Source organism: Bradyrhizobium sp. 154 (genome assembly GCF_023073875.1).
Classification (GTDB): domain Bacteria; phylum Pseudomonadota; class Alphaproteobacteria; order Rhizobiales; family Xanthobacteraceae; genus Bradyrhizobium.
In genome coordinates this window covers 1-12,756 of the sequence record NZ_JADPKG010000109.1, presented here as the reverse complement: position 1 = coordinate 12,756, position 12,756 = coordinate 1, and the positions used below count along the sequence as shown (strand labels likewise).

At 65.0% G+C, this 12,756-nt stretch carries 10 protein-coding genes and 1 pseudogene; 2 read left to right on the top strand and 9 right to left on the bottom strand.

Annotated elements, in window-relative coordinates; all coding sequences use genetic code 11:
- Positions 1 to 88 precede the first annotated feature (88 nt).
- Positions 89 to 1,621: an acyl-CoA carboxylase subunit beta gene (locus IVA92_RS26915; RefSeq protein ID WP_247276200.1), complete on the bottom strand. Its 1,533-nt coding sequence runs from the start codon at positions 1,619 to 1,621 to the stop codon at positions 89 to 91.
- 427 nt (positions 1,622 to 2,048) lie between these two features.
- On the opposite strand from IVA92_RS26915, the pseudogene IVA92_RS26910 reads away from it, so the two are divergent.
- Positions 2,049 to 3,042 (top strand): annotated as a pseudogene (locus tag IVA92_RS26910) (dienelactone hydrolase family protein).
- Positions 3,043 to 3,194: 152 nt separating this feature from the next.
- Here IVA92_RS26910 and IVA92_RS26905 read toward each other — a convergent pair.
- The 8 genes from IVA92_RS26905 to IVA92_RS26870 all read right to left on the bottom strand — a co-directional run bounded on the left by IVA92_RS26905 (position 3,195) and on the right by IVA92_RS26870 (position 11,764).
- Entirely contained in the window at positions 3,195 to 3,851 is a 657-nt protein-coding gene (locus tag IVA92_RS26905) for a carboxymuconolactone decarboxylase family protein (RefSeq protein WP_247276199.1), read from the bottom strand.
- Positions 3,852 to 3,914: 63 nt separating this feature from the next.
- Positions 3,915 to 4,733 carry a class D beta-lactamase gene (blaOXA, locus tag IVA92_RS26900; protein ID WP_247276198.1) on the bottom strand — a complete coding sequence of 273 codons (819 nt, stop codon included), beginning with the start codon at positions 4,731 to 4,733 and terminating at the stop codon, positions 3,915 to 3,917.
- 149 nt (positions 4,734 to 4,882) lie between these two features.
- Positions 4,883 to 5,146 carry an EscU/YscU/HrcU family type III secretion system export apparatus switch protein gene (locus IVA92_RS26895; protein ID WP_247276197.1) on the bottom strand — a complete coding sequence of 88 codons (264 nt, stop codon included), beginning with the start codon at positions 5,144 to 5,146 and terminating at the stop codon, positions 4,883 to 4,885.
- Complete coding sequence (locus IVA92_RS26890; RefSeq protein ID WP_247534496.1) at positions 5,143 to 6,768, bottom strand: flagellar hook-length control protein FliK; 1,626 nt, start codon at positions 6,766 to 6,768, stop codon at positions 5,143 to 5,145. The genes IVA92_RS26895 and IVA92_RS26890 overlap by 4 nt, the downstream gene beginning before the upstream one ends.
- A 56-nt stretch (positions 6,769 to 6,824) precedes the next feature.
- Positions 6,825 to 7,619 (bottom strand): ATP12 family protein, encoded by a 795-nt coding sequence (locus IVA92_RS26885; RefSeq protein WP_247276195.1) that lies wholly within the window; start codon positions 7,617 to 7,619, stop codon positions 6,825 to 6,827.
- A gap of 139 nt (positions 7,620 to 7,758) precedes the next feature.
- The gene (locus IVA92_RS26880) at positions 7,759 to 8,973 is read right to left on the bottom strand and encodes an RluA family pseudouridine synthase (protein ID WP_247276194.1); all 1,215 of its coding nucleotides are present in this window, start codon (positions 8,971 to 8,973) and stop codon (positions 7,759 to 7,761) included.
- A gap of 56 nt (positions 8,974 to 9,029) precedes the next feature.
- Positions 9,030 to 10,361, bottom strand: a complete 1,332-nt coding sequence (locus IVA92_RS26875; RefSeq protein ID WP_247276193.1) for a replication-associated recombination protein A — start codon at positions 10,359 to 10,361, stop codon at positions 9,030 to 9,032.
- Positions 10,358 to 11,764, bottom strand: a complete 1,407-nt coding sequence (locus tag IVA92_RS26870) for a DegQ family serine endoprotease (protein ID WP_247276192.1) — start codon at positions 11,762 to 11,764, stop codon at positions 10,358 to 10,360. The genes IVA92_RS26875 and IVA92_RS26870 overlap by 4 nt, the downstream gene beginning before the upstream one ends.
- A 311-nt stretch (positions 11,765 to 12,075) precedes the next feature.
- Between IVA92_RS26870 and IVA92_RS26865 the strand changes: the two genes are divergently transcribed.
- On the top strand, positions 12,076 to 12,756 hold a 681-nt coding region (locus tag IVA92_RS26865), incomplete at its 3' end, for a porin (RefSeq protein ID WP_247276191.1).

Sequence of the window (12,756 nt, the reverse complement as noted above, 5' to 3'; positions counted from 1 at the left end):
AAGATATTGGTAACCCGCATCAGCGAAGCGAGATGCGGGGCTTAGGCAAAGATCCGGATGTCGCTGCGCGCATCCGGGCTGTGTGCGCTCACAACGGCAAATTGTCGTGCTTCTTCGCCGGCATTTCCGTCTTCTTGTCCTTCAGCATCGCCAGCGCCCGGGCGATCCGCTTTCTTGTCGAATGCGGCATGATGACGTCGTCGATGTAGCCGCGCTCGGCGGCGATGAACGGCGATAAGAACCGGTCTTCGTATTCCTTGGTTCGCGCCGCGATCTTGTCGGGGTCGCCGATGTCACTGCGGAAGATGATCTCGACCGCGCCCTTGGCGCCCATCACCGCGATCTGTGCGGTCGGCCAGGCGTAGTTCATGTCGGCGCCGATCTCCTTGGAGGCCATGACGTCGAAGGCACCACCATAGGCCTTGCGGGTGATGATGGTCACCAGCGGCACGGTGCATTGCGAATAGGCGAACAGCAGCTTGGCGCCGTGCTTGATCAGGCCGCCATATTCCTGCGCGGTGCCCGGCAGGAAGCCCGGCACGTCGACGAAGGTGACGATCGGGATGTTGAAGGCGTCGCAGAAGCGGACGAAGCGCGCCGCTTTCCGCGACGCATCAGAGTCGAGCACGCCGGCCAGCACCATCGGCTGGTTTGCGACGAAGCCAACGGTGCGGCCCGCGATGCGGCCAAAGCCTGTGACGATGTTCTTGGCGAAGGCCTCCGCGATCTCGAAGAAGTCGCCCTCGTCCACGACCTTCAGGATCAATTCCTTCATATCGTAGGGCTTGTTCGGATTGTCGGGGATCAGCGTGTCGAGCGACATGTCGATGCGGCCGATGTCGTCGAAGCTCGGCCATTCCGGCACGCCGTCGGTGTTGTTGGATGGCAGGAAGTCGATCAGACGGCGCATCTGGAGCAGCGTCTCGACGTCGTTCTCGAAGGCGCCATCCGCGATCGAGGAGCGCGTGGCGTGCACCGAGGCGCCGCCGAGCTCTTCGGCCGTGACGACCTCGTTCGTTACCGTCTTCACGACGTCGGGGCCGGTGACGAACATGTAGCTGGTGTTCTTCACCATGAAGATGAAGTCGGTCATTGCGGGTGAATAGACGTCGCCCCCGGCGCACGGGCCCATGATGACGGAGATCTGCGGGATCACGCCCGAGGCGAGCACGTTGCGGCGAAACACGTAGGAATAGCCGGCCAGCGCGGCGACTCCCTCCTGGATACGGGCGCCGCCGGCGTCATAGAGGCCGATGATCGGCGCCCGCGCCTTCATCGCCATGTCCTGCAGCTTCGTGATCTTCAGCGCGTGGGTCTCGGACAGCGAGCCGCCGAACACGGTGAAATCCTTGGCGAAGACGAAGGTCTTGCGGCCATTGACGGTGCCCCAGCCGGTGACGACGCCATCGCCCGGGATCTTGTTCTTCTCCATGCCGAACTCGGTGGAGCGATGCTCGACGAACATGTCGAATTCCTCGAACGATCCCTTGTCGAGCAGGAGCTCGATGCGCTCGCGCGCGGTCAGCTTGCCGCGGGCGTGCTGCGCCTCGATGCGCTTCTCCCCGCCGCCGAGCTTGGCACCGGCACGACGATCTTCAAGGGCGTCCAGGATGTGTTTCATTTGCTCCCGCCAGTTCTTAAGCCTTAAGCGATGCCGGGTTCTAACACGGCATTTTGCGGCCCGGAAAGCGCCTTTCGGCGCCGCAGGGCTGCCCTGCCGCAGCGTGAAAGCGCAAGGAATTACAAAGTTTTGCCTGGGAGGCGAGCATGGCCAGGGGCATCGCCAGGACAGGCCGGGTTCGGCTTCGCCCCTCTCGGCGGGAGCGCCCGATCCTGGCCGTCGCCCGCAAATTGCCGTCCAGCCCGGTTGACCAGGCCAGCCGATTCAGGCTTGCTCCGAACCCACGATCAGGCGCCAATGTTGCGTGAGCCGAGTTGGTACGGCGGCGGTCCTCATGTCTGGCGCAAGCATCGCGCAATGTCCACGATGATCGTCCCAGCGCGCGAGCCTGTTGTTGCACCCGATCAAAATCCTGAGAGGAGATCCGATGCCGAGGGCATTCCGCGTTGCTGTGGCGCTCTTTATATCGACTCTGTTCGCGGGCATTGGCGCCAACGCACAATCGCTTCCGAAAGAGGTCGCCACCCGCGCCGAGATCTACCCGATCCCCTCGCTCACCCTCTCCGACCAGCAATTCCTCAGTGGTGATGCGGCGGCCGGCAAGCCGGTGACGGTCGCGGGCGAACTGCGTGTCGCGCAAGGGACCGGAAAACTCCCCGTCGTGGTGCTGATGCACGGCTCGAGCGGCGTCGGCGCCACTACGGAAGCCTGGGTGCACGCGTTCAACGCTATGGGCATCTCCACCTTCGTGATCGACGGCTTTACAGGGCGCGGCCTGACGGTGGTCGGGCCGAACCAGGCCTTGCTGGGCCGACTCAATTTGATCGTGGACATCTACCGGTCGCTGGAGATTTTGGCGAAGCATCCCCGCGTCGATCCTGACCGCATCGTGCTGATGGGCTTTTCACGCGGCGGACAGGCGACGCTCTATGCGAGCCTCGAGCGCTTCAACAAGCTGTGGAATAAGTCAGGCATCCAGTTCGCGGCCTATATCCCGTTCTATCCGGATTGCTCGACGACCTATGTTGGCGATAGCGAAGTCGTCGCGCGACCGATCCGCATCTTCCACGGCGCGCCCGACGACTACAATCCCGTGAAAAGCTGCAGGGCTTTCGTCGAGCGGCTCAAGGCGGTCGGGCGACGTGGTGCTGACCGAATATCCTGACAGTGCACATGGGTTCGACAGCGGCCTGCTCGGCCTCAACACCGTCACTGTGTCCGCCAACGCGCAAACCGTGCGCAACTGCCATATCAAGGAAGGTGACGGCGGCGTGTTGATGAACGGCGATACCAACGCGCCCTTCTCCTACAAGGACGCCTGTGTCGAGCTCAACCCGCATGTCGGCGGCAATCCGAAGACAGCCGCCGAAGCGCGCAAGGCCGTGGAGGAGTTTTTGCAGGTGCTGTTCAAATTGGGGTGAGACTGTTTGCTCCGCCCCAGCTCTCGTAGGGTGGGCAAAGCGGAGCGTGCCCACCAATCACAGTCATGAGACGAAGGTGGGGCACGGCGCTGCGTGCCTTTGCCCACCCTACGGTACTGCAGTTTGTCGCGAGCTCCTCGCAATGGCGAGCCTTACGGCTCCCCTGGCTTGAACGGCTCCTCCTTGCCAGGCGGCACCGTCTCCTCGGCCATTGCCAGCAGCATCGCGACCATCACGTAATTGCCGGCAACTGCAGTGAGATCGACAATCTGCTGGTCGTTGAACACCTTCTTCGCGCGCGCATAAGTCTCGTCGGTGACTTTCTTGGTGGTGGTGAGCTCGGTGACGAAGTCGTAGACCACCGCCTCGTCATCGGCCATCTTCGACGGCCGCTTGTTGGCCTTCAGCTCCGCGATGATGTCGGCCGACAGCCCTGCCTTCGCCGCCAGCGGCGCGTGCGCGTACCATTCCACCTGCGACCGCCATTGACGCCCGATGATCAGGATCGCGAACTCGTTGAGCTTGACCGGGACCGAGGTCTCCCAGCGCAGATAGTGGAACAGGTCGAACAGGCGCTGGCCGAGCACGGGGCTGCGGATCATCGAATTGTAGGGTCCGCCGATGCCGACGCTCGACACCTTCATGATCTGCTCGCCGAGCGGCTTCTGCCTGGCGTCGAGCTGATCCATGGTGAGCTGCGGAAACCGTGGCTCCTTGCTGGTGGCGGGGCCGGCAAACATCGTGGCAGCGAACCAGCCGCTTGCTGCGGCAAGCGTGAGCGACGACAGCCAGAGCGGCGTTGCATTCATTTTCCATCCTCCCGGTTTTCTTTGGCGGGAGGATGCTAGTCGAGCGGCACCAGCGCGGTAGCGCTAGATCGCACCAATATCGGCAAGGCAGGCTTGCGTCAGCGTCATGCGGGCTTCGATGTGGCGTGGCTCGCGGCAGTCGATGTTGAGCGCGAACACGGTGTGCGCTTCGCCTTTCTCGGCCCAGCCCACCATCCAGCCGAGCGACGGCTCGCCGCGCTCAGCACCAAGCAGGCCGGACTTGGCGCGAATGACGCTTTCGCCCACCTTGGTCACCGGCAGGATGTCGCAGACGAGATCCTGGCTGCGCTTGCTGATCGGCAGCGCGCGCCGGCGCAGCCGGTCGACGAAGTCGATCTGCTCGACGGCATCGATGCGCAAGGCCCCGGTGAGCCAGAACTGGTCGATGCCGCCGCCGATGTCGCGGTTGCCGTAGTCGAACTCGTCAACATACTTTTGCATGCGCTGCTGGCCGATGCGGCGCGCGATCTCCTGATAGACCGGCACCGCACTGACTGCAATCGCAGTCCGCAGCGTGTGATCCTTGTTCCAGGCCTCGATCGGACGCTTCACGCCGTCCCAGGGAAACACGTCCTTGTCGGGGTCAGTGACCACACCGGTCTCGAGCGCAATCAACGAGTTTGGAATCTTGAAGGTCGAGGCCGGCAGCTTCCCCTCGCCCGAGCGCTCCTTGTCGCTGGCGACGATCAGATAGTCCTCGACCTTGTAGCCGACGAAGGTGCCCGATGTGCCGAGATCGGTGAAGCGTTTGGCCAAGCTGTCGCGGATTTCGTTGCGCGGCGGCGCGACGTGAGCGAGCGCGCGTGACGGCACGGTGGCGGCTGCGGCAAGCAGACCGAGGGTGGAACGACGGGTCAGCAAGAGCGGTATCCAATGATGATGAGAGTGGTCGCGACAATGCCGCCGATATCTGGTGAAACGATGACAGGTTATTTCTTGAGCACGATGTTTTTTCGGAAGACCGCTCCACACTTTGCGCTAACGCGGTCCTCCGGGGTCCGGATCATGCTCTACCGCCCGCGACCCGAAAGCCGCAGCACGAACACCAGCACTTCGGCGACGGCCTTGTAGAGGTCTGGAGGGATCTCCTCGCCGAGCTCGAGCTTGGAGAGCGCGCCGGCCAAGACCTCGTTCTCCTCGATCGGAATGTCATGGGCCTTGGCGATCTCGACGATCTTTTCACCGATCGTGCCCTTGCCCTTGGCGACGACGACGGGGGCGTTGGTGCCCTTCTCGTAGTGCAGGGCAATCGCAAGCTTGGAGGCGTCGCTCATGTGGCCCGATCCAGGAAATGTCCGGCGCGGGCCGGCGCCGGTTGCGGCGGGGTGCCCTCGCGCACCACGATATCACCGGGCTTGAGCTCGGCTCTCGTCAGTGCCTGGTTGAGTTCACCGATTCCGGCGCGGAGCTGCTGCGCCGTCGCCGGCCGCTCCGCCCACATCCGCACAAAAGTCTTGTCGCCGCTCAGCGTGATCAGCGCATGCACGGGACCTGCCGGCTCGACATTAAGTGAGAAGCGCGCGCGCCAGGCACGCGTGGCGGGATCGGCGGATTCGTTGCCGCCGTCGCGCGAGATCTCGAACTGCGCCATCGCGGTGCCCTGTTGGGTTGCGAAGGGAATTTCGAAACTCCATTGCGGCACGGCCGGGTCGATGCGGTGGCCGGAGGCATCGGCGCGATCAGGGAGCGAGGCGATCTGAAGCAATGTCTGCCGCGCGATCGCGGCATCGGTGTCGTCGAGCAGACGGTGCACGGTTGCAGCGAGCGGGGTATCGGGCGCGAGCGATGGCGAGGCGATGGGTTGGGGCACCGGCAATGCGCCGGGGAACGGTGGTGGCGCGGTCGCATGGGTGGCCACCTCGAAGATGTGGCCATCCGGTACGGCCTTGTTGGAGCCGGGCACGTTGCCGATGATCCGCGGCAGGTTCTGCGTCATCTCCTGCAAGAGGCTGGCGGCAAGGCCGGCCGTCACGGTTCGCGGCATCGCCATTTGTGGCGCCTTGGCAGCCATGTCGGCGAGGACCGCGGCCGCGAGATTAGCGCCGCGCGGATGTTGCGCCGTTTGGGCAATATCGGGGGCCGCTGACGACAATGCGGCCTGCGCGGCCTCACCTGCTGCCTGCGCCGGCGCGGCGTTGACCTGCGGTGTGCCCGTGGCGCTGGCAGGAATGGCGGCGCCTTGCGTCTGAGGCGAGGTTGTCCCGAGCGCGGCCAGCGTCTGGCGCAGCACGAGCAACGCCGCTTTCAAATCGGGCGTTGCGCCGGACGCCGGCGTGCGGCCGGCGGCCAGCGAGGCTTCGAGGAAGAGGCCAGACTTTTGGAAGGCAGTCTCGATATCGCCGCCGTCGAGCCCGGCGTTGAGCGGCGTCTGCTGCGCCAGCACGTCCAGCACGGCCTGCTTCAGCCCCGCCGGCAAATCGCTGCCGACGACGACCGCGGCGAGATTGGCGAATAGCGGCGCTTGGCTGCCCTGCCTGGTCACGGCCTCGGCGGACGCCGCAGTGACGGCAATCTGCTCCGCTGGCGTCAGCGTATTGCGCGCAGCGCTCGTCGACGGCGCAAGCGGCGGGCTATCCATCAGCGAGGCCGCAGCCGGCGTCAGCGTAATCTGATCGGACGCCGCCCCGTCTGCCCCGCCCACGACGACGGCGAGCCGGATGGTGCCGTCGTTCTGCGACACCGCGAGCTGGAGATTCTGCCCCGGCGACAACGCCACTTCCGACATCACGTCCATCGAAAGGTTGGCGATTGCGATCCGCACGAGATTGTCGGCGAGCACGCTGACCACTTTGGCGTCGACAACGCTGCCGGCCTGAAGCACGAGATCGGGCGTCGCCGCGTCAGCCACAGGGCTGGCGGCGCTGATCGGAACGATCGAGCTTATCGGCGTCGGCATCTCGAAGGGCCCAGGGAATGCTGGCGCCACCCTAAGGCCGCCTCGTAAACCTCTCGTTAAGGACCTTCCGGTGCTTGCGGCTTTACCGTCGCCAAGACCGTCACGGCGGCCTCGAAATCCCGCAGGCGCGTGGCGCGGCGAGCGGCCGCTTCCTCGTCCACGCCCCATTGGTCGATGTTCCAGTCCTCATCGACATGGGCGGCGACCCAGACCTGCCCAGCATCGCGCACGCCATGGGCCAGGGCCAGCGCCAGCAGCGCCGAGCCGGTCAACGTTGTCACCATATGGAGCGCCGCGACCGACCAGGCATCCCCCGGCAGCGCGGCGCGCGCGGCCCTGACCGCCTCGTCCGGCTGCTTCACATGCATGATGCCTTCGGACAGGATGAAATGCGCGCCCAGCGTCTCTGCGGCCCAAAACAGCACGGGGTCCCAATGCGCGGCCTCGCGGGCAACCAGCCCTTCGGGGTGGCCGGCGCGATAGAACAACAGGTCGGTCTCGAAGTATTTTGCGAGGTCGTCGCTGACGAGATCGATCCGGTCGATCACACCCTCGACTACACTGTTGGCGATCCGCGTCAGTGGCATGGTCACGGGATCGATCGTCTCGCCCTGTGCCGCCCATTCGGCAGCAACCGCATCGGCGAGCTCGCGCGAGGGAATCAGCACCTGGCGGCCGGAGGGCGTGCGGATCGGCTTGCCGTCGAGGGCGATGGCGAAACCGCCCTCGGCCTCGACTGCGCCGGCATCCTTGTAGAAGCGCTTGCGCAGGGGCGCGCGCGCGGAGGCGCGCGCCGATTCCTGCGGATCCGACGCGGGTTGCCCCGCAGCTTCTTCGAACAATTCGCGCATGTGAGTCTTCGGTCCCGGTCGCTGAGTGCTAAGCTTTCAAAGATAAGGGCGGCGGGCGACAAAGCGAGCGGCAGGCATAAGGGAACTTGCGGGCATTGCGGCCCGTTCGCCGGGCTTTGGCTGGCCCCGGCGCCTAGCCCTACTCCTCCGGCGCGTTCTCGATCGGATCAAACCGGGTTGCGTCGAGCCCGAGCAGATTCCACGATTGCTGCATATGCGGCGGCAGTGGTGCCGTGGCGTCGATCACGCCGCCGCGCGGATGCGGAATGACGATCCGGCGTGCCAGGAGATGCAGACGGTTTTGCAAGCCACCCGGCAGCTGCCAGTTCTCGATGTTGAAATATTTGGGGTCGCCGACGATGGGATGGCCGATATGGGCCATGTGGGCGCGGAGCTGGTGGGTGCGTCCCGTCACCGGCTTCAGCGACACCCAGGTCAGCTTGTTGCCGGCGGTCTCGACCATCGCATAGTAGGTCACCGCGTGGCTTGCACCCTCATCGCCATGCTGGGCGATGCGCATGATAGTGTCGTCCTCGCCCTCCTCCTTCGCGAGAAAGGTCGAGATGCGGCCCTGCTTCGGCTTCGGCAGGCCCGGGACCAGCGCCCAATAGACCTTTCGCGCCGACCGCGAGCGGAACGCGCCGGTCAGATGCGAGGCGGCAAAGCGCGTCTTGGCGATCAGGAGACAGCCCGACGTCTCCCGGTCGATACGGTGCACGAGGCGCGGCTTCTGGCCTTTGGAATCGCGCATCACCTCCAGCATCTGGTCGATGTGCCGCGTCATGCCCGAGCCGCCCTGCACGGCAAGTCCGGCGGGCTTGTTGAGCACGAGCACGTCATCGTCCTCCCAGATCGTCATCTCCTTCAGCGCGGCCAGCGTCTTCTGCGCGGCTTCCGAGAGTGGGCCGGCGGCCTTCGGCGTGTCGAGCTTCAGCGGCGGAATGCGGACGCTCTGGCCCTCCTCCAGGCGGTCCTTGCTGTCGACGCGCTTGCCGTCGACGCGCAGCTCGCCTTTGCGCACGACGCGCTGGATGTGGGAGAACGACAGGCCGGGAAAGCGTGCTTCGAGAAAGCGGTCGACGCGCATGTTGTTCTCGTCGGCCGTGACGGTGACAGTCTGCACCTTGGTCGGCAGCAATGCCTCGACGGACTTTTCCGGCGCGGTCTTTTCCAGCGCAGCTTTGGGTGCGCGCCGCTCGGCGCGCTCGCCTGCAAAGCGCGGCGGCTTGCTCGCTGCCTTGCCGCCCGGCCGCGGCCCCGCTTTCTGCGCGCTGCGCGCCTTGAAGGGACGCGCGTCACCGCGCTCGTCGCGCGAACGGGGCTTTGGGTTCATTCTCTTGATGCGGCGGCTCATGGCTGCCTGCCTATCCCAAAAGAGCCCTTTCGTCACGACGAAATGGCGATTGGGCCTCAGCCACCCCGCTCCTTGCGCAGCTTGGCCCAGTAATCCAGCCGTGTTCTGATCTCGCGCTCGAAACCGCGCTCGGGCGGGTCATAAAAAGTCTGGCGGCCCAGGGCTTCCGGGAAATAATCCTGGCCGGAGAAGGCTTCCGGCGTGTCGTGGTCGTATTCGTAAGCTGCGCCGTAGCCTTCCGACTTCATCAGCTTGGTCGGGGAATTGAGGATGTGTTTTGGCGGCAGGAGCGAGCCGGCCTGTTTTGCCACCTGCATCGCCGTGCCGAAGGCAGTGTAGACCGCGTTCGATTTCGGCGCGGTGGCGAGATAGACCACGGCCTGCGCGATCGCGAGCTCCCCCTCGGGATGGCCGAGAAAGTCGAAGGCGTCCTTAGCCGCATTGGCGATGACGAGCGCCTGTGGATCGGCAAGCCCGATGTCCTCCACGGCCATGCGCACGACGCGGCGGGCCAGGAACAGCGGATCCTCGCCGGCATCGAGCATGCGCGCGAGGTAATAGAGCGCGGCATCGGGATCAGAGCCGCGCACCGATTTATGCAGCGCCGAGATCAGGTTGTAATGGCCATCGGCCGACTTGTCGTAGATCGGGGCGCGGCGCTGCAAAATCTCCTGCAGCTGCGCGGCGTCGAAAATCTCGTCCTTGCGCGCGGCGCGCCAGACTTCCTCGGCGAGCGTCAGCGAGGCACGTCCGTCGCCGTCGGCCATGCGCACCAGAACCGCGCGTGCCTCGGCATCGAGCGGCAGCTTCTTGCCCTCGACCGCCTCGGCATGGGCGAACAGCTTTTCGATCGCGGCAGCATCGAGCGAGCGAAACACCAGGACGCGCGCGCGAGAGAGCAACGCCGCGTTGAGCTCGAACGACGGATTCTCGGTGGTGGCGCCGACCAGGACCACCGTGCCGTCTTCCATCACAGGCAGAAACGAATCCTGCTGGGCACGATTAAATCGATGCACCTCATCGACGAACAGCAGCGTGCCCTTGCCCGTCTCGCGGCGGGCGCGCGCGGCATCGAAGGCCTTCTTCAAATCGGCGACACCGGAGAACACCGCGGAAATCTGCTCGAAATGCAGGTCGGTTGCATCCGCCAGCAGCCGCGCCACCGTGGTCTTGCCGGTACCCGGCGGCCCCCAGAAGATGAGCGAGCCGAGCGTGCGCGTCTCCAGCATGCGCGTCAGCGCACCGTCCGGACCGAGGATGTGGTCCTGGCCCACAACCTCCGACAGCGCGCGCGGACGCAGCCGGTCCGGCAGCGGATGTGGAGCGTCGTGATCGAGCCCCGCCGCGGCGAAGAGAGTTGGCGTCTCCTGTGGTCGCTTCGAACTCATCCGCCTAGCGTGACGTTGATCTGCTGGCCGCCGCGCACCAGCGTGATGCGCCAGATCCGCGACCGCTCGCCGGCAGCCTTCTCGAGGTCCCCGGTCTTGCTGATCTTTTGGTTGTTGACGGCCAGGATGATGTCGCCTTTCTGAAAACCGACATTTGCGGCCGCGGTATCGCCGCCGATATCGGTGATCACGACGCCTTCGGTGTCGGCATCCAGATGCAATTCGTCGGCGAGCGCCGGCGTGATGGTCGAGACTTTCGCGCCCTGGAATGGCGAGCGCGCGGTCACGACGAGCTCGTTGCGGCCGGTGTCGGGGGCAGTCTCCAGCGCCACCGTCAGCTTGACCGGCTTGCTGCCGCGCTGCACGTCGATCTGCGCGGTACCGCCCAGCGGACGGGTTGCGAAGCGGTAGTCGAAGGCATTGGGATCGTCCACGATCTGGCCGTCGATCCCGGTGATGAGGTCGGAGGATTTCAGGCCGGCCTTCGCCGCGGGGCCATTCGGCACCACGCTTGCGACCAGCGCGCCGGTCGGCGAACGCAAGCCGAGGCTTTCGGCGATCTCGGGCGTCACCGCCTGCAATTTTGCCCCCAGCCACGGCCGCTTCACTGCCTTGCCGCCACTCTTGGCGGAAGCGACGACGACGCGCACCATGTTGGCGGGAATGGCAAAGCCGATACCTTGCGAGCCGCCGGAGCGCGAATAGATCGCAGTGTTGATGCCGGCGAGCTTGCCGCTCATGTCGACCAGCGCGCCGCCGGAATTGCCGGGATTGATCGCCGCATCGGTCTGGATGAAGAACTGGTAATCGGTGATGCCGACCTGCGTGCGCGCCAGCGCCGAGATGATGCCGTGGGTCACGGTCTGGCCGACGCCGAAGGGATTGCCGATGGCGAGGACGACGTCACCGACCAGCAATTCGTCGGAATTGGTGAAGTCCAGGGTCGGGAATTTCTCCTTGGAGTCCTTCAGGCGGAGCACGGCGAGATCGGTGCGGGAATCCTTCAGCAGGATCTCGGCCTCGAATTCGCGCTTGTCCGACAATGACACTTTCACCTGGTCCGCGCCCTCGATGACGTGGACGTTGGTGACGACGAGGCCGGAGGCATCGACGATGACTCCGGAGCCGAGCGAACGCTGCATCTGCTCGGGCTGCTGGCCCGGCACGCCGAAGAAACGGCGGAAGATCGGGTCGTCGAGCAGCGGATTGCGGTTCTGCACCACCTTGGCGGCATAGACGTTGACGACGGCCGGCTGCACACGCTGCACGATCGGTGCATAGGACAGCCGCAGCTCGGCCGGCGACGATGGCACCCGACGGTCCTGCGCAGCAGTCGGATTGAAGTGGGCTGAAAACGCTATGCACAGGGCCGCGACGACGGCGCTCCAGGTCGATCGAAACATTCCTACCTCTTGGAAAAGACGCCGGAATATAGGCGCGTTCGCCCGCCAATAGAAGGGCGCCGGGCGGCAATATTCGGCCTCTTCCCCGTGGTGTCCGAGATGCAAGCACAGCGTACTAAGCGGCAATTTGCCAGAGTGATGGATTGGCATGATGCGCGTCATCCACCATTGTAGTGTCGAGCGGATTCGGTTGCGGCGAATTGGCATCAGTGGGAACCGCGCAACCGGGCGCAGCGTCGCGGGGCAGTCATCGATCACACCTAGGCTCCGCCAGCGACTTGGGGAAGTTCGTCAAACGATGGAGTCATGACATGAGCAGAACAAGGATTGCGGCCACGGCGATCGGTCTCGCCGGCGCGCTGGCGGCCTCGCAGGCCCAAGCCCAGACCCAAACGGTAAGCAGCAGCGAGCAGGAGATCGCGCTGTTGAAGCAGCAGCTGAAGATGCTGGAGCAGAAGCTCGACAAGCTCCAGAGCCAGACCGCGGCGAACACGGCGGCTACGGCGAAGGCCAGAGCCGAAGCGAAGGCTGAAGCCAAGGCCGAGGCGCGCTCGGAGGCAAAGGCCGTCGTTGCCAACGCCAATGCGGCAATCCCCGTCAAAGGACCGGCGCCGGCCTCCGGTGTGGTCGTGACGATGCCGAACAACCGGCCAACTGTCTGCACCGCCGACCAGGCCAATTGCGTCGCCATCACCAGCCGCCTGCACTGGGATGTCGGTGGTTATGACTATCGTCCAAACACCGCGGCGACCGTGCCGCAGAAGCTCGACAGCGGCCAGAACGTTCGCCGCGCGCGCATCGGCCTGACCGGCAAGTTCTTCAACGACTGGAACTTCGCGCTGGTCTACGACTTCGGCGGCTCGTCCGATGGATTTGGCGGCGCGGCGCCGGGATCCCTTCCGGGCGGTGGCGTCTCCGGGGTCGAGAACGCCTATCTCAGCTACACCGGCTTGAAGCCGTTCGGCGGACGGATGGCGATCGAGGCCGGCATC

Bases quoted from the DNA above. Each gene is read 5' to 3' on its own strand.
- IVA92_RS26915 (WP_247276200.1), bottom strand. From the start codon at position 1,621: ATGAAACACATCCTGGACGCCCTTGAAGATCGTCGTGCCGGTGCCAAG.
- IVA92_RS26905 (WP_247276199.1), bottom strand. From the start codon at position 3,851: ATGAATGCAACGCCGCTCTGGCTGTCGTCGCTCACGCTTGCCGCAGCA.
- IVA92_RS26895 (WP_247276197.1), bottom strand. From the start codon at position 5,146: ATGAGCGACGCCTCCAAGCTTGCGATTGCCCTGCACTACGAGAAGGGC.
- IVA92_RS26890 (WP_247534496.1), bottom strand. From the start codon at position 6,768: ATGCCGACGCCGATAAGCTCGATCGTTCCGATCAGCGCCGCCAGCCCT.
- IVA92_RS26885 (WP_247276195.1), bottom strand. From the start codon at position 7,619: ATGCGCGAATTGTTCGAAGAAGCTGCGGGGCAACCCGCGTCGGATCCG.
- IVA92_RS26880 (WP_247276194.1), bottom strand. From the start codon at position 8,973: ATGAGCCGCCGCATCAAGAGAATGAACCCAAAGCCCCGTTCGCGCGAC.
- IVA92_RS26875 (WP_247276193.1), bottom strand. From the start codon at position 10,361: ATGAGTTCGAAGCGACCACAGGAGACGCCAACTCTCTTCGCCGCGGCG.
- IVA92_RS26870 (WP_247276192.1), bottom strand. From the start codon at position 11,764: ATGTTTCGATCGACCTGGAGCGCCGTCGTCGCGGCCCTGTGCATAGCG.